The 20,263-nt window shown below is 62.4% G+C and carries 20 protein-coding genes and 1 pseudogene; 2 read left to right on the top strand and 19 right to left on the bottom strand.

All coding sequences use genetic code 11. From position 1 onward, the window contains the following. Positions 1–10: 10 nt before the first annotated feature. The 4 genes from AC5P5W_RS12855 to AC5P5W_RS12840 form a co-directional block, all read right to left on the bottom strand. The gene (locus tag AC5P5W_RS12855; RefSeq protein ID WP_021204601.1) at positions 11–484 is read right to left on the bottom strand and encodes an NIF family HAD-type phosphatase; all 474 of its coding nucleotides are present in this window, start codon (positions 482–484) and stop codon (positions 11–13) included. 118 nt (positions 485–602) lie between these two features. Beyond that, on the bottom strand, positions 603–1,391 hold the full coding sequence (locus tag AC5P5W_RS12850; RefSeq protein WP_232418926.1) for a hypothetical protein: 789 nt from the start codon (positions 1,389–1,391) through the stop codon (positions 603–605). 299 nt (positions 1,392–1,690) lie between these two features. After that, positions 1,691–2,782, bottom strand: a complete 1,092-nt coding sequence (locus AC5P5W_RS12845; RefSeq protein ID WP_021204599.1) for a PA0069 family radical SAM protein — start codon at positions 2,780–2,782, stop codon at positions 1,691–1,693. Between the two features lie 150 nt (positions 2,783–2,932). Next, entirely contained in the window at positions 2,933–3,268 is a 336-nt protein-coding gene (locus AC5P5W_RS12840; RefSeq protein WP_012478634.1) for a hypothetical protein, read from the bottom strand. Positions 3,269–3,348: 80 nt separating this feature from the next. On the opposite strand from AC5P5W_RS12840, the gene AC5P5W_RS12835 reads away from it, so the two are divergent. Continuing rightward, the gene (locus AC5P5W_RS12835) at positions 3,349–3,573 is read left to right on the top strand and encodes a helix-turn-helix domain-containing protein (RefSeq protein WP_012478633.1); all 225 of its coding nucleotides are present in this window, start codon (positions 3,349–3,351) and stop codon (positions 3,571–3,573) included. A gap of 159 nt (positions 3,574–3,732) precedes the next feature. Here the strand turns inward: AC5P5W_RS12835 and AC5P5W_RS12830 are convergent. The 15 genes and pseudogenes from AC5P5W_RS12830 to dnaA all read right to left on the bottom strand — a co-directional run. Then, a pseudogene (locus AC5P5W_RS12830) lies at positions 3,733–3,969 on the bottom strand (PA0069 family radical SAM protein); the annotation flags it as partial. 142 nt (positions 3,970–4,111) lie between these two features. Next, the gene (locus AC5P5W_RS12825) at positions 4,112–4,855 is read right to left on the bottom strand and encodes a pyridoxine 5'-phosphate synthase (protein ID WP_014645413.1); all 744 of its coding nucleotides are present in this window, start codon (positions 4,853–4,855) and stop codon (positions 4,112–4,114) included. A gap of 9 nt (positions 4,856–4,864) precedes the next feature. Beyond that, positions 4,865–5,134: a hypothetical protein gene (locus AC5P5W_RS12820; RefSeq protein ID WP_014645412.1), complete on the bottom strand. Its 270-nt coding sequence runs from the start codon at positions 5,132–5,134 to the stop codon at positions 4,865–4,867. A 40-nt stretch (positions 5,135–5,174) separates the two neighbouring features. Then, positions 5,175–6,635, bottom strand: a complete 1,461-nt coding sequence (gene cls / locus AC5P5W_RS12815; RefSeq protein ID WP_014645411.1) for a cardiolipin synthase — start codon at positions 6,633–6,635, stop codon at positions 5,175–5,177. 173 nt (positions 6,636–6,808) lie between these two features. Further along, positions 6,809–7,222, bottom strand: a complete 414-nt coding sequence (locus tag AC5P5W_RS12810) for an ExbD/TolR family protein (protein ID WP_005411740.1) — start codon at positions 7,220–7,222, stop codon at positions 6,809–6,811. Positions 7,223–7,225: 3 nt separating this feature from the next. Beyond that, positions 7,226–7,651 (bottom strand): ExbD/TolR family protein, encoded by a 426-nt coding sequence (locus AC5P5W_RS12805; RefSeq protein WP_005421196.1) that lies wholly within the window; start codon positions 7,649–7,651, stop codon positions 7,226–7,228. 61 nt (positions 7,652–7,712) lie between these two features. After that, complete coding sequence (gene exbB / locus AC5P5W_RS12800; RefSeq protein WP_005411738.1) at positions 7,713–8,474, bottom strand: TonB-system energizer ExbB; 762 nt, start codon at positions 8,472–8,474, stop codon at positions 7,713–7,715. A gap of 94 nt (positions 8,475–8,568) precedes the next feature. Further along, the gene (locus AC5P5W_RS12795; protein WP_049408447.1) at positions 8,569–9,237 is read right to left on the bottom strand and encodes an energy transducer TonB; all 669 of its coding nucleotides are present in this window, start codon (positions 9,235–9,237) and stop codon (positions 8,569–8,571) included. Between the two features lie 143 nt (positions 9,238–9,380). Continuing rightward, the gene (locus AC5P5W_RS12790) at positions 9,381–10,574 is read right to left on the bottom strand and encodes a tetratricopeptide repeat protein (protein WP_014035419.1); all 1,194 of its coding nucleotides are present in this window, start codon (positions 10,572–10,574) and stop codon (positions 9,381–9,383) included. A 132-nt stretch (positions 10,575–10,706) separates the two neighbouring features. Then, positions 10,707–11,513 (bottom strand): M48 family metallopeptidase, encoded by an 807-nt coding sequence (locus tag AC5P5W_RS12785; protein ID WP_014645409.1) that lies wholly within the window; start codon positions 11,511–11,513, stop codon positions 10,707–10,709. Positions 11,514–11,584: 71 nt separating this feature from the next. After that, a complete protein-coding gene (locus AC5P5W_RS12780) occupies positions 11,585–12,433 on the bottom strand; it encodes a CPBP family glutamic-type intramembrane protease (RefSeq protein ID WP_197574697.1) in 849 nt (282 codons plus the stop codon). A 67-nt stretch (positions 12,434–12,500) separates the two neighbouring features. Further along, entirely contained in the window at positions 12,501–14,960 is a 2,460-nt protein-coding gene (gyrB, locus tag AC5P5W_RS12775; protein ID WP_014645407.1) for a DNA topoisomerase (ATP-hydrolyzing) subunit B, read from the bottom strand. 112 nt (positions 14,961–15,072) lie between these two features. Beyond that, entirely contained in the window at positions 15,073–16,167 is a 1,095-nt protein-coding gene (gene recF / locus AC5P5W_RS12770; RefSeq protein ID WP_197574698.1) for a DNA replication/repair protein RecF, read from the bottom strand. Between the two features lie 991 nt (positions 16,168–17,158). After that, the gene (gene dnaN / locus AC5P5W_RS12765; RefSeq protein WP_005411731.1) at positions 17,159–18,259 is read right to left on the bottom strand and encodes a DNA polymerase III subunit beta; all 1,101 of its coding nucleotides are present in this window, start codon (positions 18,257–18,259) and stop codon (positions 17,159–17,161) included. A gap of 275 nt (positions 18,260–18,534) precedes the next feature. After that, entirely contained in the window at positions 18,535–19,866 is a 1,332-nt protein-coding gene (dnaA, locus tag AC5P5W_RS12760) for a chromosomal replication initiator protein DnaA (RefSeq protein WP_014645405.1), read from the bottom strand. Positions 19,867–20,121: 255 nt separating this feature from the next. Here dnaA and rpmH point away from each other — a divergent pair, with 255 nt between their 5' ends. Further along, a complete protein-coding gene (gene rpmH / locus AC5P5W_RS12755; RefSeq protein ID WP_005411729.1) occupies positions 20,122–20,262 on the top strand; it encodes a 50S ribosomal protein L34 in 141 nt (46 codons plus the stop codon). Position 20,263: the final 1 nt, after the last annotated feature.

Raw genomic sequence — 20,263 nt, 5'->3', positions numbered from 1 at the left:
AACGCGCTGCTCAGCCATGATCGGCGATCATGTGGCCAAGGTCGGATGCACTCTGCAGTTCAATGATGCGATCGGTCAGGCGTTCAGCTGCGATCTGCAACCCGTCATCGTCTGACGAGTACGGGGAGCCGAACAGCGGGATCTCGACCCACAGTCTCTCCTGCCCATCATGCACATAGGGGCCATGGTCATCCAAGAGAAGGGCTTCACCCACGTGGGGGGAGACATAGGAAAGATCCTTTGTCCTTCCAGACCAGTGGATGTATCGAAGCTCGACAAACCATGCCGGAACACTGCCTTCCCTAGCCAGGAGTCCGGCAATTCTTCTTGCAAGTGCCTCGGGAACCGTAGTGAACAGTACAAGTTCCTCGAACTGCGATCGGACATCCTCTAGGAACCGGTGAAGCCCAGGGCGAGGAATCTGACTGACTGCGTTGGAGATGAGCGTGCCTTCGAGGTCCAGTGCCAGGATGGTTGGCTTCATTGGGAGTTCCTGTCTAAGCTTCTAAGCCTGAGTAAACGCATCGGTAGGTAGCTATCCATGGCGTGGGTCACAGGGTACCGGTTCGGGCTACGCCCCTCTGAAACTTTGCCCAACCACTTCACTTCCGTTGGATTGCTTCTGAGACCTCTACGGCCCAACGCGAGGTGTGGATGATCCTGGTCTCCTGCAGCTGCTCTTGAAGGATCTGGCGTTTGGTGAGCTGAGACACCGCCTCCCACTCGTTCCTGAAGATGTAAGTGGCATTGCCTGACTCGGGACTCTCGAACACGTATCGATTCCTTCCCGTGAACCCAAAAACGATGTACTCACTGAAACCGCCTAATCCGACTGCCATGAAGTCGGGCTCGTGACGAGTGATGGTCCGGATGCGCTGCTTAGCGACTGCGCGGTCGCTGTCGGTCAACTGCTTCAGATAACTATCCAATACCTGCATCGCTCTATCGAACGGGAACTTCCCCGGAGGGAGAATGCGCCAGTTGATCTTCTCGACCCTGACCGGCACCGCGAGGTCCGGGTCAACGATTTCGAAGTGTTGGAAGCATTCCAGGTAGATGTTGAGGAGGTTTGCAATGCTCTCTTCTGGCTCCGTCCGGTCAATGATCCTAGTAGCCATTGCGATACCACTGTCTGTATCTACAGCAGTGAGGAATTCACCAGGTGGTGCAACGTATTCCCTGGGATAGGTCTCATAGGATCTTGTCTGAGTACCGTGGTGAGTGTGTCCGTGCCAGTCCTTCCACGAGGTATTGATTGATCGAGACTTGGTGACCATCGGAAGGTCCTTTCGGATGATCTCTTTGCCTCGGGCATTGAATAACGTCGCGGGTCCTTCGGCGCTTGGCACAATGGAAGCGCCTGCGAGCGGAAGGTCGTCGAATCCCAGCATCGCCGCTTGGTGTTCTGTGAGTGGGCCGCTAAGAATGCGAAACTGTGGCAGCCGCTCAATCGTGCTTCGGTAGACTGATAAACCTCTCACTTGCTTGGGCATACGCTGGTCCTTTTCATGAGGAAGCGGGATAACCAAATATGTTTGGAAAGCCGTCTAAGCTTGCTGCGGAGGAGATGCTATTTCCTTTTCGGGGAGATGGTATCAGTACTCAGAAACCTAGGACGCTCTGTCCCTGTAGGCGCCGCTCGGACTGCATCCATAGCTTTGTACTGATGCTAGCCTCGTTTTCCGTTCGGCTAGAAAAGTTGCCCCTGTGGCGACTTGTCTTGGGGAGGTTGAAAAAGATGAGTGGCCAGCGCTGGCAGCCTAGTGAAACCGAGTTCACGATGCTTCTTTTCAAAGCGCTTCCGGATCAAGTCCGCTACAGGGCCAGTTCCGGACATCCTGGTGCCAAAGCTGGCGTCATACTCCTTTCCACCATGCATCTGTCGCATCAAGCTAAGCACGTGCGCAGCGCGGTCCGGATAGTGCAGCTCGAGCCATTCTCTCCAAATGTCCTTAATCTCGTTGGGTAGCCTGAGAAGCACGTAGCCTGCTGCCCGAGCGCCGTGTTCGTGAGCAGCCTCAAGGATGGCTTCTAGGTCATGGTCGGTGATCATGGGAATGACCGGCGCGATCAAAACCCCTACCGGTACTCCTGCCTCGTGCAGCTGATTCATTGCTCGCAGCCTTGCGTGGGGAGCAGCAGCTCGTGGTTCCAGTTTTGCAGATAGCTTCCTGTCGAGCGTGGTGACCGAGAAGTAGACCGTAACCAACCGATCCTTGGCCATCGACGCCAGCAGTTCGACGTCCCTGGTGATCAAGGCACTCTTGGTGACGAAGCTCACCGGATGCTTGGCATCAGCAAGCACCTCAAGGCATTGGCGTGTAATTTGGTAATTCCTTTCAATCGGCTGATAGCCGTCTGTGTTTATCCCCAACGCAATCGGGGTGCACTTGTAGTTCGACTTGCTAATTTCTGCTCTGAGGCGCTCCGGGGCATTTGTCTTTGCAAACAGGCGCGTCTCGAAGTCTAAGCCTGGTGAAAGGCTCAAGTAGGAGTGAGAAGGGCGAGCAAAACAGTAAACACAGCCATGCTCGCAGCCGCGGTACGGGTTGACCGACGCGCTAAAGCCAACGTCAGGGGATGAGTTGTGGCTGATCACTGTGCGCGCTCGCTCTTCCTGCACCTGAGTTCTCAGCGGTGGCGCGTCTTCCATCTCCTGGTAGACCGACTCCCAGCCGTCGTCGACTCCCACTGTTGCAGTGGTATCGAAACGGCTTGGGACACGCGATGCGGCCCCTCTGCCTTTGAGGGGAACTTGGGCCTTTCGAGCATCCTGTTCCATGGCGACAACTTGGGAAGGTCGGGCCGTTAGTATTATTGCTAACCACAGGCGCCGCAACACCGTGAAATTCAGCTAGCTGTAGGCCATACGGTCGTTTGGCGAGTAGGTTCTGCCCAGGCTTATCCACAGCTTCGGCTGGCAAGGCCTTTATCAGCTGCGTTGGCCATGGAGCGCTTTGGCTTCCGCCAAGAAGATCTGCATCAATGCCCGCGATCGACGTGTTGCTGCAGGCAGTGGAATGCCCAACTGTGCGCAGAGCGAAGTCGCATATGCCATCTGTGCACCCGTGGGCGGCTTGATGTCCCAATCCGTTAGCTGGGGGATGAGCTTTGAGAGCTCTTCTGCCAGGCGGTACTCAAAGCCTCTTGCTTGCCCTTCCTCTTCTTGCATTCGACGCATCTGCATAGCGACCTGCTCCCTGCCCATGGGAGAAAAGGGAAGCTCAAGAGTGAACTCCAGTTCCGGACATACGAGGTAAAAGTTCATGGGAGATGCAATTAGTACTTATAAGTAGACTACCTTTAGAGGCGTAGTCTTTAAAGTACTGGAACCACAAGCTGCTTCGTATGGTCGAGCATACGAACCAAGCGAAACTTGCAGATGTGATCCGCGCGCATCGCATTGATCTGGGTGTCAGCCAAGAAGCCTTTGCTGACCACATCCAGATGCACCGCGCCTACTACAGCAAGATCGAGCGTGGCGAAAAGAACCTCACTCTCGCTACCTTGGAGCGAGTTGCTAAAGGCATGGGTACCTCGATGTCGGCCCTGCTGCGCGCCGCAGGGCTCTAACACTCTTTGCAGACCACGAAGGTTGGCCAACCTCTCCAGGATGGGCGTGTTTGGCCGGCACTGCGCGGGGGATTGTGCCGATAGCAATGTGTTTACTGATTATTCTCTAACCTGTTGATCTATATGGATTTATCTAGTGAACAATCAGGGGGTATTGATACCGTGCTCGCAACCGCGGTAGGGATTCACCGATTGACTGAAGCCGACGTCGGGCGAGTTGTTGCGGGTGATGATGCTGCGCGCGGTTTCGGCGCGTACTTCGGTGCGCAGGCGCGGGGCGAGGAACTCATCGCTTTCGTCGACCGCCCAGCCGTCGTCCACCGCCTCGCTGACGGTGCTTTCAAAGCGCCCGGCAAGGTGGGACGTGGAACCTCGGCCCTTGATCGCAATACCCATTGCGGCAGGGTACGTCGTGGCCGTCTCAATGGCTGCGACGGCCGCCTGAAGGGTTCAGGGCGAGGCTGAGCCGAGCATGGACTCGGCTCTACAGTTGATGCAGAGACCTTGTGGAGCCGAGCCTACGCTCGGCTGCAATGCATCAAAGCAGCGCCAGGTACCCGCGCACGGTGGCATCCAGCCCGTCATACAGTGCCTCGCCGATCAGCGCGTGACCGATCGACACCTCCAGCACCTCCGGCACGTGGGCCAGGAAGTCGCGCAGGTTGTCCTGCGACAGGTCGTGGCCAGCATTGACACCCAGGCCGACGGCCTGCGCTCGTCGGGCAGCAGTGGCGAACAGCGCCAGCATCGCATCGGCATCGCCCGCCGCATGCGCCTCTGCATAGGGCCCGGTATACAGCTCGATGCGGTCCGCCCCCACCTCAGCTGCCTGCTCCAGCAATGGGTTGCCCGCGTCAACAAACAGGCTGACCCGACACCCCATGGCCTTCAGCGCAGCCACCAGCGGACGCAGGCGCTCGGCATCTCGTTCGAAGTCGAAACCGTGGTCGGAGGTGATCTGGCCGTCATCATCGGGGACCAGGGTGGCCTGCGCCGGACGGGTCTGTTCGCACAGCGGCAGCAGCCCCGGGTAGCCCTCGCGCGGCGGCGCGAACGGATTGCCTTCGATGTTGAATTCAACGCCACGCGCGCGGGTCAGCGTGGACAGGGCCAGCACGTCCTCGGCGGTGATATGCCGGCGGTCCGGCCGTGGATGCACGGTGATGCCATGCGCGCCGGCATCCAGGCAGGCCTGGGCGGCACGCACCACGTCCGGTTCGGCGCCGCCGCGCGAATTGCGCAGGACGGCGATCTTGTTGACGTTGACGCTGAGCTGGGTCATGGAACGGGACTACTTGGAAAGAGGGGACGGGTCGTGGTCGTTGTGGTCGTCAGTGCGGCGGGCCTGGGCCTGTTCGCGCAGGCGGCGCAGCTCCTCGGCATCGATCAGCGTGGCCGGGTCGCGCTGCAGGTCGCCGAAACGGGCCACGTAGCGGCCGCGCACCCAGGCCAGCAGGAAGCCGAGCGCCGCCAGCAGGCACAGGGTCATCAACCCCGCGCTCGGGGTCTTCAGCGCGAAGGCAAAGCAGCCCAGCGCCAGCAGCAGGTACAACCAGTACATAGTCGGGCTCCCCGGATGATCGCCGCAGTGTAGCGCTGCGTCAGAGCAGCGGCGAGGCCAGCCGGGCGAAGGCCTCGGGCAGGCGGTGCAGCCACAGCGAGCGGCCGGCCTGGTCGTGCACCCGCGTGGAACGGTCGAATTCGCCCTGCAGCAGTTCGGCCAGTGCAGCGACGCGGTCACGGTCGCTGATCATCATCGACAGTTCGAAGTTCAGCCGGAAGCTGCGGTGGTCGAAGTTGGCGCTGCCGACGATGCAGACATCGTCGTCGGCGATGAACGCCTTGGTATGCAGCATGCGCGGGCCGTACTCGTAGATCTTCACGCCCGCGTGCAGCAGTTCGTCGAAGTAGGACCGTGCGGCCTGGGTGACGAACCAGGAGTCGCTCATCTTCGGCACCAGCAGGCGCACGTCCAGGCCGCCCAGCGCGGCCGAGGTCAGCGCCATCCTCGCTGCTTCACCGGGCACGAAGTAGGGCGTCACCAGCCACACGCGCTCGTGTGCTTCCTGGATCGCCGCCACGTGCAGGCGGTGGATGGTCTCCCAGCCCGAGTCGGGCCCGGACACCAGCACCTGGGCGCTGATCGATCCATCCGCACGCAGCGGCATGTCGGCCGGCCACAGGCGGGCGATGTCGAAACGCGAGTGGTCCTGGCCACTGGCATAGAGCCAGTCCTCGGCGAACACCAGCTGCAGGCTGCGCACCACGTGGCCGCGGATACGCATGTGCAGGTCGCGGTAAGCGTCGGGCCTGCGGCTCTCGTCTTCCTCGTCAGTGATGTTGATGCCGCCGGTGAAGGCGAGGCGACCGTCGACGATCACCAGCTTGCGGTGGGTGCGCAGGTTCAGCCACGGGCGCTTGAACGGCTTCAGCAGCTGTCGCGGATGGAACCAGATCGCTTCGCCGCCGGCGTCCAGCAGTGGCTGCAGGAAGCGCCGGGGCAGGGCGGAAGAGCCCACCGCATCCAGCAGCAGGCGCACCTGCACACCGGCCTGCGCACGTTCGACCAGGGCATCGCGCAGTGCGGTGCCGGCATGGTCGGGGTTGAAGATGTAGTACTCCAGGTGCACGTGGTCGCGCGCCTGCGCGATCGCGTCGAGCAGCGCGGCATAGGTGGCTGCGCCGTCGACCAGCCAGGTCACCTCGGTGGCACTGCTGGGCGCCAGTCCGGTGGTGGCCTGGGCAACCTTGGCCAGCTCGGTGCAGTCCGAATCGGGCGGGCAGACATCGCTGTAGTGCTCCATGCCCGAGCGTGCACGGCCACGACGCAGCCGTTGCCGCTTCACCTTCTGCGGCCCCAGCAGGTAGTAGATGAAGAGCCCGAGGTAGGGCAGCAGTGCCAGCGAAAGGATCCAGCTCAGCGTGGCCACCGGCTCGCGCTTCTGCAGCATGATCCAGCCCGCCAGCGCGAACAGGTAGAGCAGGTAGGCCACCGCCAGGATCGTGCCGAGGTGGGCGATGCCGTCGAGCCAATGGCGCAGGGAGTCGAAGAGGGCGAGCATCCGCCGATCATAGCGGCGCCTGCTGCCGGATGGGGTCGGATGGGCTCAGATCCCTTTCCTCAGGAAAAGGGATCTGACCCCAACCCGTGCGCCACGACGAGAACACAAAAAAACGCCCCTGTTTCCAGGGGCGTCTGCAGTCGCGTCATGACTGTTGTATTGCGGTGTAGCGTTTACTGCTGCACAAATCCGATCTTCTTCATCTGAGCATTCTTCGCGGCGGCCAGAACCTTGGCCATCACGTCGTACTCGGAATCCGGGCTGGCGTCGATGCGCAGTTCCGGCTGGTTGGTCGGGTCACGCTGGACCTCCTGCTCCATCCGCTGCTGCAGCTCGCTGGTATTGATCGGGCTGTTGTTCCACGAGACCTGGTTGCTGGCGTCGATCTTCAGCTCGATCGGCGGCGGCGGTTCGACCAGCTGCGGCGGTGGGTTGAGCACGCGCTGCGGCAGGTCCACGGCGATCGGGTACGTCATGATCGGCGCGGTCACGATGAAGATGATCAGCAGAACCAGCATCACGTCCACGAGGGGCGTGACGTTGATGTCTGCCATGGGGCCCTTGCCACCACCACTACTGAATGCCATGGCTTATTGCCCCTTTTCTTTGGTCGCAACGAAGCCGACGTCCAGCATGCCCTGTTCCTGCGCGACCTTGGTCAGGTCGTTGATGACGCGCATCTTGGTGGTGCGGTCACCACGCAGGTTCAGCGGCGGCTGCGGGGTCTGCTGTGCGGCGGTCGCCAAGCGGGACTCGAGAGTCTGCTTGTTGATTTCTTCGTCGTTCCAGTAGATCGAGCCGTCTTCCTTGACTGCCAGCGTGATCGGGTTCGGACGCTTTTCAGCATCTTCCGGCTTCTGGATCAGGTTGGCTTCCGGCAGATCCACCTTGACCTTGTGGGACATCAGGGGCGCCGTGATGATGAAGATGATCAGCAGCACCAGCATCACGTCCACGAGGGGCGTAACGTTGATGTCGGCCATGGGGCCGCCGCTGTTACCACTACTGAAAGCCATAACGGGCTCCGTCTAGATCTTGGTGACTACTTACTTCGTCGCTGGGTGACGCGCGCCGCAATTAGCGGACGCGCGAACCGGTGGCGAAGAAGTCGTGCAGGTCGTGCGCGAAGGTATCGAACTTGCTGATGGTCGCGCTGTTGATCTTGCTGAAGAAGTTGAAGGCGAACACGGCCGGGATTGCGACGAACAGACCGATCGCGGTCATGATCAGCGCTTCACCCACCGGGCCGGCAACGGCGTCGATCGAAGCGGAGCCGGTGGCACCGATCTTGATCAGCGCGCCGTAGATGCCCCACACGGTACCCAGCAGACCGACGAACGGAGCGGTCGCGCCGACGGTGGCCAGCAGGGTCATGCCCGACTGCAGCTTGTTGCTTTCGCGGGTGACGGCCTGGCGCAGAGCGCGGTCGACGAACTCCGAACGGCTCAGGTTCTCACCGACGCCGCCGGTAGCACCGCCTTCAGCGCGCTGGTGGTGGGCAGCGGCCTGGGCAGCGTCCAGGGCGATCTTCGAGAACGGCTCCGAAGCCGGCTGCTCTTCCATCGCACGGATGGCGTCCTGCGCGTTCGGGGTGTCCCAGAACAGGCTGACGACGCGGTCAGCGGCGCTCTTCAGGCGGGTGGCACGGAAGATGTTGATGACGGTCCAGTACCAGGACATGGCCGACATGGCGATCAGGGTCAGCAGCACGACCCAGGAAACCGCGAAATCACCCGGCTTGGTGGTCATTTCGTGGATCAGGTGCTCGAAGCCCATCTGCGACAGGGCGTTGGACGGATTGCCCCCGGCAGCAGCGGCGATGAAAATTTCCTGCAGCATGACGCTTACCTTTGTTGTGTGTGGTGATAAAGGGTGTAGCTAAGCTAAACAATCGAACCGGGAGCGGGGGTGGCCGGAGGGCCACCCGGACGCATCAGTTCAGCGCAAAGTTGACCGGGACGCGAACGCGACCTGCCGCCTTCTTACCGCCAGATTCAGCGGCGTTGAAGCGCCACTTGCGAGCTGCTTCCATCGCAGCACGGTCCAGGTCGCGGTTACGGCTGGACTTTTCCACCGTGACATTGGTGACGTTGCCGTTGGCATCGACATCAATGATCAGGATCACTTCGCCCTGGATACCCGCGCGGAAGGCGGCCGGCGGATAGCGCGGCGGATTCATGGCCTTCGACGAGATGTCAACGCTGGCCTCGATCGAGGTCGGCGGAGCCGGCGGCGACGGGGGCGACGGCGGGGTGACGATATCGTTCGGGCGCGGCTCCGGCACGTCCACGACCGGCGCCTGCGGCGGCGGCGGTACGGGCGACGGCTTCGGCGGCGACAGATTCTTCACCGGCGGTGGCGGAGTATCCTGCGGCGGCGGCGGCGGCGGCGGCGGTGGGGGCGGCGGCGGCGCGTCGACGATGGTCACCATGACGTTGCGCTCCTTCTCCGCGACGGCCTTGGGAGCCACGGCGGGAATGAGGAGCATCATGAAGGCGGCCAGATGCAGGGCAATTACAAACGCGATGCCGACGATGCGAGGCCAGCTCAGCCCCTTGTCATCGGGTTGTTCGTACCGGTGAACGACTAGTTGTTCCGTCATGCGCCAAGAGCTCAATAGTGGGGCCGGAATCCCGGGGGCGGGATCCCTGATCAGCGGTGCATGACACCGCAGGAACCTCCAAGCTTATACCAATCCTGAGCGCCTGCGCATCAACTGAGCAGGCATTCAGGCGTTATTCCTACTTACTTCAGGTTGATGATTTTTTTGGCATCCGCCTGGTTCTTCACGCCCTTCGCCAGCGCCTGCTGGGCGGCCTGCTTGGCCTCGGGGACGCGACCTTCGGCATGCAGGACGCGTGCCAGGTTCAGGTAGGTCTCACCGTCCTTGGAGAGCGGGGCAGCCTTCTGCCACGCATCGATCGCCTGCGGCACCTGGTCGGAGTAGTAGTAGGACTGGGCCAGCGCCAGGTAGACCTGGTAATCCGGCTTCAGGATGCCCTTCTGCAACCCTTCGTTGATGACCGCGATGACGTCCTTTTCCTTGTTCTCGGTGTTGGCATAGATCGAGTACAGCTGCTTGTACTCGCGCTCTTCAGTGAGCTGGCCGCTGCTGCGCAGCTTGTCCATCACCGCGGCGGCCTTCGGCATCTGGTCAGCCTGCATGTACATGTTGGCCAGATTCAGCTGGGCCTTCTTGTCCGTCGGGTTCTTGGCCGCCAGCGCTTCTGCGGCCTGCACGGCCTCACCGGTCTGGCCGGCTTCGGACAGGGCCGCCATCAGCAGCTGGTTCCAGTTGTCCTTCGGCTCGGCGGCGCCGGCGATGGCCTGCTTCAGCACCGGGATCGCTTCCTGGTAGCGCTCCAGCTGGTACAGCGCCTGGCCCTTGGCGATCAGCTCTTCCGGCTTGGTCGACTTGCTCTCTGCGAAGTACTTGTCCAGGGTGGCCAGGCCTTCGGCGGTCTTGTCTTCCTGCAGCTGCAGCTGGCCCAGCATCAGCATCGACTGGAAGTGGCCGTTGTTGTCCAGGCCGTTGAACTGGATCACCTGCTTCAGATACGCGATGGCGCCCGGCACGTCGTCGGTCTGGTAGGCGGCCTGCGAGGCCAGCTGCGCGGCCAGCGACTTGTCGTACTCGTTGGAAGCGCTGTCGGCCAGGATCGCGTCAGCCTGTTCGCGCGTCTCCGGGAACTTTTCCTTGTTGTAGCTGTCGATCATTTTCTGCAGCTTGCTGCCCATCTTGGCCGAGGCCTTGGCGGTCGGCTCCTGGCGGGTCGCATTCGGGTACAGCGGTTCGGCCTTGGCCTGCTTGCTGCTACCGCCGCGGCTGCCACGGTCGGAGGAACGCGAGGACTGCGCAAAGGCATCGGTGACCACGGCGCCGGTCAGGGCGGTCGCGACGAGGACGGAAAGCACAGCTTTGTGGTTACGGAAAATCATCGTTCACCTCGATCGAACCGCCGGATAGCGGCAAAGTCGGACTGTCAGAAAAATCTGAGCCGCCAAACGTATCAGAAACAGATGGCGTGAGAAATCGTTTTATGTGCTGCAATACAGCATAGAACTGCGCACTCATCCGCACTTTGGCCGCAGCCCGGCCGCCTGCGCCTGCTGGTAGACCGGCGTCAGGCCCGGTGCATCACGTCGCAGCTCCTGGATCCGGTTGGCCGGATCGGGGTGGGTGGACAGCCATTGCGGGCTGCGACCACCGCTGGCGGCCATCATGTTCTGCCACAGGTCCACGGCCTGGGCCGGGTTGAATCCAGCCTGCGCCATCAGCCGCTGGCCAATCACGTCTGCCTCGCTTTCCTGCGTGCGCGAACCCGGCAGCAGGAAGGCCGCCTGCGCGCCCATCCCACCCAGCTGGTTGACCGTGCTGGCGGCGCCATCGCCATAGGCGGCACCGGCCAGCGCGCCCAGCACGGCCAGGCCGGTCTGCGCGCCCATCTGCCGGGTGATGCGTTCTTCGTGGTGACGCGCGATGACATGGCCGATCTCATGGCCGATCACGGCAGCCAACTGGTCCTGGTTCTTGGCGACGGTGAAAATGCCGGTGTTCACGCCCACTTTTCCGCCGGGCAGGGCAAAGGCGTTCGGTTCTTTGTCGACGAACACGGCGGTCTCCCACCGTACGCCACGGTACTGAGGCGGCAACTGCGCGACCAACGCGTTGACCACGCACTGCACGTAGCCGTTCTGGCGGCCATCGGTGCTGATCTTCTCTTTCTGCTTGGTCTCGGCAAACGCCTGCGCGCCGAGCTGGTCAAGCTGTGCCTGCGATACGCCGCCCACCATCTGCCGTCTTCCGGTTGGCGAGGTGGTGGTCGCACAGGCACTGACCACGGTGGTGATGACTAGAGCCAGCAGCAGTTGTTTCATGGGTCCGCCCCCGTGTTCATGTGCGCAGTGTGTAGCGTACCTGCTTAATCTTTCGTCAAGCGGGCACGGCGTTACGTTGACCCCAGGAACACCATTGCGGCGAGCGCCACCGCGTTGTTCAGCGCATGCGCCGTGATCGCCGCCCACAGGGTGCCGGTGCGGCGGTACAGCCAGCAGAAGGCGGCACCCATGCCGCCGTAGACCAGCCACAGCTGCGCCATGCCCAGCAGCGAGTTCTTGCTGACACCGGGCACTTCATGGACCAGGGCGAACGCCAGGCTGCTGAGGATGAGGCCCAGCCAGGGGCGGCCGGCCTGCCACAGGCGCCCGAACAGGACACGACGGAACAGCAGCTCTTCGTAGGCGGGGGCGAGAACGACCGCAAACAGCACCAGGAACAACGGGAAGCGCGCGATCGCGCTCTGCATCAGTTCCACGTTGGTCGGCACCGGCTCGATGCCGAACTGCTTGGAAAGGAAGGCGACGCCGTTGCTGCCAACCACGATCAGCGTGGCCACCAGCAGGGTCCAGCCCCAGGTGGAAGGACGCTGCAGCGCCTGTCGCGAGGCCAGGCGTTCGCCGGCGTTCGCCGGGCGCCGCCAGAAGTACAGCAGCAGCGCGGCACCACCGGTGGCGATCAGGGCCATCAGGATCTGGGCCAGGGCCCCGGGCTGGCCCACTGCCGCGCCGGCGTTGTCAGGTGTGAGTGCACCGCCATTGGCCGCGACGTTGGCGCGGCTGACCACGATCGCACGGTAGAAGCCCCAGAACAGTCCGATGACCATGCTCAGGCCGACCAGGGTGACGGCGGCGATGCCCAGGTCGATGAAGAAACCTGCCAACGGTGCCACGGCGCGCGGCGGGGTAGACGGCGGCGGAACCGGAGGCGGAGCGGCGGAGACCGGGGCGGATGCGGACATCAGGTACCTGCGTTCAAGGGACGAAGGCCGGTGCAGCTCCCCGCGCACCGGCCAGGTCCCGATTGTGTCAGATATCCAGGTTGGCGACCTTCAGCGCATTGTCTTCGATGAAGTCACGACGCGGTTCGACCACATCGCCCATCAGGGTGCTGAAGATCTGGTCGGCAGCGACCGCATCCTCGATGCGCACCTGCAGCAGGCGACGGGTCTCCGGGTTCACCGTGGTATCCCACAACTGCTCCGGATTCATTTCACCCAGACCCTTGAATCGCTGGATCTGGCGGCCGCGCTTGGCCTCCTCGAGCAGCCAGTTCTGCGCCTTCGCGAAGCTGTCGACTTCGATCGACTTGGCGCCGCGGGAAATCGTTGCACCTTCGCGCACCAGCCCGTGCAGCAGCTTGGAGGCCTGGTGGATCGCACGCAGTTCGCCACTTTCGAACGCCGACAGCGGCAGCACCTGGATGTGCTCCTCGCCCATGTGGCGACGGGTCACCAGCACGGCGGCGGGGCGCTCCTCGTTGGCCTCCTGCAGTTCCAGGCTGAAACGCGGGCTGCCCAGGCTGCCCTGGTTGAGGCGCTTGGCCAGCGCATCCAGGCCTTCGCCTTCGCCGGCATTGCGCAGGCTGTCCATGTCCATCGGCACGAAATCGACCAGCGCTTCGAGCAGGTTGCGGTCATAGCGGTGGGCATTGCGTTCGATGGAATCGAGCGCGGCGGCATAGGCCAGCAGCAGCTTTTCCAGCGCCAGGCCTTCGATGCCCGGTTCGCCGGTGGCCGGCACCAGCGCGGCGTTTTCCACCGCACTGCTGGCCAGGTAACTGTCCAGCGCCGGGTCGTCCTTCAGGTACAGCTCCTGCTTGCCCTGCTTGATCTTGTACAGCGGCGGCAGGCCGATGTAGACGTAACCGCGCTCGATCAGCTCCGGCATCTGACGGTAGAAGAAGGTCAGCAGCAGGGTGCGGATGTGGGCGCCGTCGACGTCGGCGTCGGTCATGATGATGATCTTGTGGTAACGCAGCTTGTCCGGGTTGTACTCGTCACGGCCGATGCCGGTGCCCAAGGCCGTGATCAGCGTACCCACCTGGTCGGAGGACAGCATGCGGTCGAAGCGTGCGCGTTCCACGTTGAGGATCTTGCCGCGCAGCGGCAGCACCGCCTGGTTCTTGCGGTTGCGGCCCTGCTTGGCCGAGCCACCTGCCGAGTCACCCTCGACGATGAACAGTTCGGACAGCGCCGGGTCCTTTTCCTGGCAGTCGGCCAGCTTGCCCGGCAGGCCGGCGATATCCAGCGCGCCCTTTCGGCGCGTCAGGTCGCGGGCCTTGCGCGCCGCTTCGCGTGCACGCGCAGCGTCGACGATCTTGCCGGCAATCGCCTTGGCTTCGTTCGGGTTTTCCTGCAGGAACTCTTCCAGGCGCGCGCCGAAGGCGTTTTCCACCGCCGGGCGCACGTCGGAGCTGACCAGTTTTTCCTTGGTCTGGCTGGAGAAGCTCGGGTCCGGCACCTTCACCGACAGCACCGCGATCATGCCTTCGCGCATGTCATCGCCGGTCAGGTTGATCTTGGCCTGCTTGGCGATGCCGTTCTGCTCGATGTAGTTGTTGAGCACGCGGGTCAGCGCACCGCGGAAGCCGGCAAGGTGGGTGCCGCCGTCCTTCTGCGGAATGTTGTTGGTGAAGCAGTACATCGTCTCCTGGTAGGAGTCGGTCCACTGCAACGCCACATCCACGACGATGCCGTTGTGCTCGCCGGTGACCGAGATGACGTTCGGGTGCAGCGGGGTCTTCAGCTGGGCCAGATGCTCCACGAAGCTGCGGATGCCGCCTTCGTAGTGGAAGTCATCACGACGGCCATCGCCACGTTCGTCGGCAAGGACGATCTTGACGCCGGAGTTCAGGAACGACAGCTCGCGCAGGCGGCGAGCCAGGATGTCGTAGTGGAATTCCACGTTGTCGTGGAAGGCGACGGTCGACGGCCAGAAGCGCACGGTGGTGCCGCGCTTGGTGGTGGTTTCCAGCTTGGCCAGCGCGGTCACGGCGGCGCCGTTGCTGAATTCCTGCTGGTAGTGGAAGCCGTTCTGGAACACGTCCACCAGCAGCTTCTGCGACAGCGCGTTGACCACGCTGACGCCGACGCCGTGCAGGCCGCCGGACACCTTGTAGCTGTTGTCGTCGAACTTGCCGCCTGCGTGCAGGACGGTCATCACCACTTCGGCAGCCGACACTTCGCGACCGAGCTTGGCGCTCATCTGCTCGTGCTTGCCGGTCGGAATGCCGCGACCGTTGTCGGATACCGAAACCGAGCCATCGGCGTGGATCGTCACTGCAACGTGATCGGCGTGGCCGGCCAGCGCTTCGTCGATCGAGTTGTCGACAACCTCGAACACCATGTGGTGCAGACCGGTGCCGTCATGCACGTCACCGATGTACATGCCGGGTCGCTTGCGGACAGCCTCCAGGCCTTCCAGGGCGGTGATGCTGTTGGCGTCGTAATTGCCGTTGTTTGCCGGGGTGTTCTGTTCGTCGCTCATTGCGCTTGCCGTAGGCTCCGCAGGTCGGCCACCGCTTGGAGCGATGTGCCGAGAATGAAAGGATTCCAACCCGAATTATACCAGCCGGGGTCGAGCGGCCCTGGTGTGCCCACTATGGCACAGCCACGATCTGTGCATGTTCCACGTGGAACCGGGCGATGTGGGTCAGTTCCTGCAGCGCCGCCGGCGTTTCGGTGGCGGTGATGAAGATCTGCGCCGGCCCACCGAGCAGGCGCTGCAGAACCCGCGCCTGGTGGGTGCGATCCAGCTCCGAGCCCAGATCGTCCAATGCGATCACCGGCCATTCGCCGCGCTGTTCCGCGTAGTCCTCGGCCTGCGCCAGCAGGCAGGTCAATGCCGTCAGCTTGGCCTGGCCGCGGGACAGCGCATCGCGACCCGGAATGCTGTGGAAATCCACGCTCCAGTCTGCCCGGTGCGGACCAACCGAGGTGTATCCGGCCTGGCGGTCACGTTCCCGGGCCAGAAGCAGCGCATCGGCCAGAGGGAGCTCGTGCCGACGCCAGCCCGGGCTGAGTTCCAGTGCCTGGATGCCGAGCTGCGGGGCCAGGCTGGAAGCCAGCGCCACGGTGCGCTGCTGCAGACGCTCCAGGTAGTGCTGCCGACGGCTGGTCAACGGTTCGCCGGCTTCAGCCAGTTCGTGATCCCAGGTATCCAGCATCCGCGACGGGCCACCTTGCTTGAGCAGGGCATTGCGCTGTTTCAGTGCCCGCGAATACCGGCGCCACAGGGACAGGAAATCAGGTTCCACGTGGAACAAGCCCCAATCGAGGAATCGGCGGCGGGGTTCACCACCACCGCTGACCAACGCATGGCTGCCTGGCTCGAATGTGACTACCGCAAGCGCTGCGCACAGATTGCCGAGCTGGGCCACGTCTTCGCCGTCCAGGCGCCCCTTCCAATCCTGGCCACTGTGCCGCAGGCCGGCCTTTCGGCGGTGCGGCGGGTGATTGGCACGTTGTTCGTCCCATTCCACGAAGATTTCCAGCGCTTCCTGGCCCTGGCGCACCAATCCATCGCGGACACGACCACGGAAGCTGCGCCCATAGGCCATCAGGTGCAGGGCCTCGAGCACGCTGGTCTTGCCGGCACCGTTGTCGCCGGTCAGCAGGTTCAATCCCGGCTGGGGCGACAGCTCCACCGCATTGAAGCGACGCAGTTGGTGCAGGGCGAGGCGGCGGATAAGCATGGGGCGCGAAAGACCATCCGCACGGGGCGGCAGAGGGGCAGGGAATTCATCAGCTTACTGCATCGGTCAAGCCGGACGTGCCCGGCCAGCTATCCGGCCAGCTATGGAGCAGTTACCGCAGGTCTGCCTGCGCCCTGACCGCTGGTTCCACGTGGCGCTGTTTCCTCATCCCAGCAGATGCGGGTCTCGGCAAGCCCGGAAATCCTTCGATTCTGCGAAGGGTAGCGGGGGTGTGAGCCTTGGATTTCGCCGATTTCAGGCGATGCCGTGGACAGCGCTTGCCTCGTCGCCGACGAGTACCAGCGGATGAACCTGCAGATTCCTTGAAATCTACGGTCCCATGCCCTGGGCGGTTCCACAGATTTCAAAGAATTCAGACCGATCGTTCCACGCTGTCCACAGCTGCCCTGTATGACTTATACACAAGGTATGGGCAATCTGTGGATAAAAAAGCCCTTTTGCCATGCCTTCGAAACTATCCACAGGTTCCCCCCCAGGCTGGGAGGCCGATATACAGGGGGTTTCAGGCGCATAAATTTCTTTTAAATCAGTCAGATAAGGTGTTTTTCCACGAGATCTGGCTTTACCATCACCACCATGCTTTAGATTTATACCCAGATTTAGAAGCTAGGCTTGCCCCAGTCTGCATCGAATCTTCCCTGTGGACAGCGGCGTTTGCAGAGGGAAGTCCATCGCGCCGCGATGCAGGATCATCGGTCCCTGTCAGGCCAGATCTGGGGACAGGCGACGAGTATCGGATCCTGCACCTGGACTTTCGATCAATCGCGACTCGTCATTGCTACGAACCAGCGATCCTGTTTTCAACGATCGAGACGAACATCCCGGAAAGGCAACGGATTTCAACCGAGCCCATCGACGGAAGTGACGTCGTCCGGAGAACTGCGTCTTCTAGATGCTCCACGTGGAACCTGCAAAAAAAACGCCCGGGAAGATCCCGGGCGTCGTTCGGTTCCACGTGGAACAGCAGCTGTCAGAGACGCAGCGGCATCACCACGTGGCGCGACTTCTCGCTGCTGGACTCACGTACAAGCGCCGAGGAGTTGGAATCGCGCAGCTGGATGATGACTTCCTCATCGCGCAGGGCGGAGAGAGCGTCCAGCAGGTAGTTCACGTTGAAGCCGATGGCCAGATCGCTGACCGTGGTGTCGGCTTCGATCTCTTCCTGGGCTTCTTCCTGTTCCGGGTTGTGCGCGCTGATCTTCAGGTTGCCCGGCGAGACTTCCACGCGGATGCCGCGGTACTTCTCGTTGGACAGGATCGCGGCGCGCTGAAGCGAGGCGCGCAGCGCTTCGCGATCAACCTTCACTTCACGGTCGGCACCGATCGGAATCACCGCTTCGTAGTCCGGGAAGCGGCCGTCGATCAGCTTCGAGGTAAAGGTGACATCGTCGCGCTTGACGCGCACGTGGCTGCGGCCGACTTCCAGCTCGATCTCGCGATCGCCGCTTTCCAGCAGGCGCTGCAGTTCGGTCACACCCTTGCGCGGCACGATGATCTGGCGCTTGGACCCGCTGGGCTTGGCCAGATCGGTTTCACACAGCGCCAGGCGGTGGCCGTCGGTGGCAACGGTACGCAGGGCATCGCCGCGCAGGTCGAACAGCAGGCCGTTGAGGTAGTAGCGCACGTCCTGCTGGGCCATCGCGAACGCGGTGCGCTCGATCAGCTCCTTCAGGGTCGCCTCACCGATGGCCACGCGCTCGGTGGCTTCCACTTCATCCACCGACGGGAAGTCGTTCGAAGGCAGCGTGGCCAGGGTGAAACGGCTGCGACCGGCCTGCACGGTGATCTTGTCTCCGGTCTGCGAGACGGTGATCCGGCTGCCGTCGGGCAGGGCGCGGATGATCTCGAACAGCTTGCGGGCGGGAATGGTGGTTTCGCCGTCCTGGGCATCTTCAACCGCGATCCGCGACACCATCTCCACTTCCAGGTCGGTACCGGTCAGCGACAGCTGGCCGTTCTGCACCTGGACCAGGAAATTGGCCAGAACCGGAAGGGTCTGGCGGCGTTCGACCACGTTGACGACCTGTGCCAACGGCTTGAGAAAGGCTTCGCGCTGCAGTGTGAAACGCATGTGGTTCCGTGCCCCTATGCTTTAAAAAATGTGGAATAAATCAAAAGCTTGGTGGTGCTGGTAGAGACAGAATCGCTGGAAAACAATGCTAAGTCTTTGTAATTAAAGGTATTTCAGACCTCGAAACCCTCTGCATTACCGACCCCCAAGGGGTGGGGAAAGCTGTGGATAAATCTGGCGCGATTTCAAACGGCATTTTTATCCACAACGTGTCCCGCGCTTGCTACCGGATTCTGCACCGTTTTGTGCGATGACGCCTCATCGGCATCCGTGCATCATTCGCTCAGCTTCCGGATCAGCTTGTCCCAGTCCTCGCGGAGCTTGCCGTCGGTCTCCATCAGGGTCCGGATCTGGCGGCAGGCATGCAGCACCGTGGTGTGATCGCGACCGGCAAAGGCGTCGCCGATCTCGGGCAGGCTGTGCTCGGTCAGTTCCTTGGTCAGGGCCATGGCGACCTGGCGGGGACGGGCCAGCGAGCGGGTCCGACGCTTCGACAGCAGATCCTTGATCTGCAGGCCGTAGTAGTCGGCAACGGTTTTCTGGATGTTGGGAATGCTGATCGCCTGCTGCTGGGCGCGCAGCAGGTCACGCAGGGTTTCCTGGGCGAATTCGGTGGTGATCGCGCGGCCGGTGAAGTTGGCGCGGGCGGTCAGGGTATTCAGCGCGCCCTCGAGGTCGCGCACGTTGGAGCGCATCTTCTTGGCGATCAGGAACGCAACATCATCGGGAATCTCGGCACCGCGTTCGCGCGCCTTGGCCAGCACGATCGCGGCGCGGGTCTCGAAGTCCGGCGGTTCGATCGCGACCGACAGGCCCCAGGCAAGCCGCGACTTCAGGCGCGCTTCCAGGCCCTCGACTTCGCGCGGATAGCGGTCGCAGGTCAGGATGATCTGCTGCTTGCCATCGAACAACGCGTTGAAGGTGTGGAAGAACTCTTCCTGGGTGCGGTCCTTGCCGGCAAAGAACTGGATGTCATCGATCAGCAGCGCATCCACCTGCTGGAACTGGCGCTTGAACTGATCCATGGTCTTTTCCTGCAGGGCCCGGATCATCGCGCTGAAGAACTGTTCCGAACGCAGGTACAACACCTTTGCACCTGGATTGGCCTGGCGCATGGCGTTGCCGGCGGCGAACATCAGGTGGGTCTTGCCCAGGCCCGTGCCTCCGTACAGCAGCAGCGGGTTGTGCGCCCGGTCGCCCGGCTTCTGCGCTGCCTGGAAGGCGGCGGCCAGGCCCAGCTGGTTGCTGCGGCCTTCGACGAAGTTGGCGAACGTGTAGTGGCTGTCCAGATTGCCGGCGAAGGGCACCTGCGGTTCGCTGGACACATGCGCCGACGGCGTGGAAACCGGCGCGTTCTGCGCCTCCACAGGGCGCGGGCGCGAGCCGATTTCAAGAAAAACATCGCTGAAACCGGCGAAATGCGCCAGCAGCTCGCGGATCCGGGCCAGGTACAGCTCGCGGACCTGGTCGACGATGAAGGCATTCGGTGCATACAGCACCAGGCTGTCCACGCGCAGATCGGCCTGCAGCGGCTTCAACCAGGTATGAACGTCTTCCGGCGGGAACTCCGCTTCGAGGCGCTCGAGACTACGGGACCAGGCATCCATCAGCAATAATCGTCCGGTGGCCGGGGCATGGACGCGACAAGGCGCCCAAACACAGGCCGGAAAGGGGGGAAATGGATGGCTCAGACTACCACCGAGCGCCCGCCTTCGGAATGCTTGTCCCCTACTTATTCACAAAAACATCCACAGCTATTGCACAGCCCGGTGAATTCGCGTAGCTGCCAGGGGTTGACGCGGGGTAGGGTACCTCTCTAGAATTTCCGGTTCTTTCCGTCCCATTCATACGAGAGGCCCCCAATGGCCACGAAGCGCACCTACCAGCCCAGCAACCTCAAGCGTAAGCGCGACCACGGCTTCCGTGCCCGTATGAAGACCGCTGACGGCCGCAAGATCCTGTCGCGTCGCCGCGCCAAGGGCCGCAAAGTCCTGAGCGCCTGAT

It is taken from the genome of Stenotrophomonas sp. YJH_SMC_123 (genome assembly GCF_059368215.1).
Note: the sequence above shows the minus strand (reverse complement) of the source record. Positions and strands in the feature narration are given on the sequence as shown.

What these genes read in the sequence shown, in the direction of transcription:
- AC5P5W_RS12835 (WP_012478633.1), top strand. Translation starts at nt 3,349, where the DNA reads ATGGTCGAGCATACGAACCAAGCGAAACTTGCAGATGTGATCCGCGCG.
- dnaN (WP_005411731.1), bottom strand. Translation starts at nt 18,259, where the DNA reads ATGCGTTTCACACTGCAGCGCGAAGCCTTTCTCAAGCCGTTGGCACAG.
- cls (WP_014645411.1), bottom strand. Translation starts at nt 6,635, where the DNA reads ATGCTCGCCCTCTTCGACTCCCTGCGCCATTGGCTCGACGGCATCGCC.
- AC5P5W_RS12855 (WP_021204601.1), bottom strand. Translation starts at nt 484, where the DNA reads ATGAAGCCAACCATCCTGGCACTGGACCTCGAAGGCACGCTCATCTCC.
- AC5P5W_RS12790 (WP_014035419.1), bottom strand. Translation starts at nt 10,574, where the DNA reads ATGATTTTCCGTAACCACAAAGCTGTGCTTTCCGTCCTCGTCGCGACC.
- AC5P5W_RS12795 (WP_049408447.1), bottom strand. Translation starts at nt 9,237, where the DNA reads ATGACGGAACAACTAGTCGTTCACCGGTACGAACAACCCGATGACAAG.
- gyrB (WP_014645407.1), bottom strand. Translation starts at nt 14,960, where the DNA reads ATGAGCGACGAACAGAACACCCCGGCAAACAACGGCAATTACGACGCC.
- AC5P5W_RS12810 (WP_005411740.1), bottom strand. Translation starts at nt 7,222, where the DNA reads ATGGCATTCAGTAGTGGTGGTGGCAAGGGCCCCATGGCAGACATCAAC.
- AC5P5W_RS12785 (WP_014645409.1), bottom strand. Translation starts at nt 11,513, where the DNA reads ATGAAACAACTGCTGCTGGCTCTAGTCATCACCACCGTGGTCAGTGCC.
- exbB (WP_005411738.1), bottom strand. Translation starts at nt 8,474, where the DNA reads ATGCTGCAGGAAATTTTCATCGCCGCTGCTGCCGGGGGCAATCCGTCC.
- AC5P5W_RS12845 (WP_021204599.1), bottom strand. Translation starts at nt 2,782, where the DNA reads ATGGAACAGGATGCTCGAAAGGCCCAAGTTCCCCTCAAAGGCAGAGGG.
- AC5P5W_RS12780 (WP_197574697.1), bottom strand. Translation starts at nt 12,433, where the DNA reads ATGTCCGCATCCGCCCCGGTCTCCGCCGCTCCGCCTCCGGTTCCGCCG.
- AC5P5W_RS12805 (WP_005421196.1), bottom strand. Translation starts at nt 7,651, where the DNA reads ATGGCTTTCAGTAGTGGTAACAGCGGCGGCCCCATGGCCGACATCAAC.
- recF (WP_197574698.1), bottom strand. Translation starts at nt 16,167, where the DNA reads ATGCTTATCCGCCGCCTCGCCCTGCACCAACTGCGTCGCTTCAATGCG.
- AC5P5W_RS12840 (WP_012478634.1), bottom strand. Translation starts at nt 3,268, where the DNA reads ATGAACTTTTACCTCGTATGTCCGGAACTGGAGTTCACTCTTGAGCTT.
- rpmH (WP_005411729.1), top strand. Translation starts at nt 20,122, where the DNA reads ATGGCCACGAAGCGCACCTACCAGCCCAGCAACCTCAAGCGTAAGCGC.
- dnaA (WP_014645405.1), bottom strand. Translation starts at nt 19,866, where the DNA reads ATGGATGCCTGGTCCCGTAGTCTCGAGCGCCTCGAAGCGGAGTTCCCG.
- AC5P5W_RS12820 (WP_014645412.1), bottom strand. Translation starts at nt 5,134, where the DNA reads ATGTACTGGTTGTACCTGCTGCTGGCGCTGGGCTGCTTTGCCTTCGCG.
- AC5P5W_RS12850 (WP_232418926.1), bottom strand. Translation starts at nt 1,391, where the DNA reads ATGCTGGGATTCGACGACCTTCCGCTCGCAGGCGCTTCCATTGTGCCA.
- AC5P5W_RS12825 (WP_014645413.1), bottom strand. Translation starts at nt 4,855, where the DNA reads ATGACCCAGCTCAGCGTCAACGTCAACAAGATCGCCGTCCTGCGCAAT.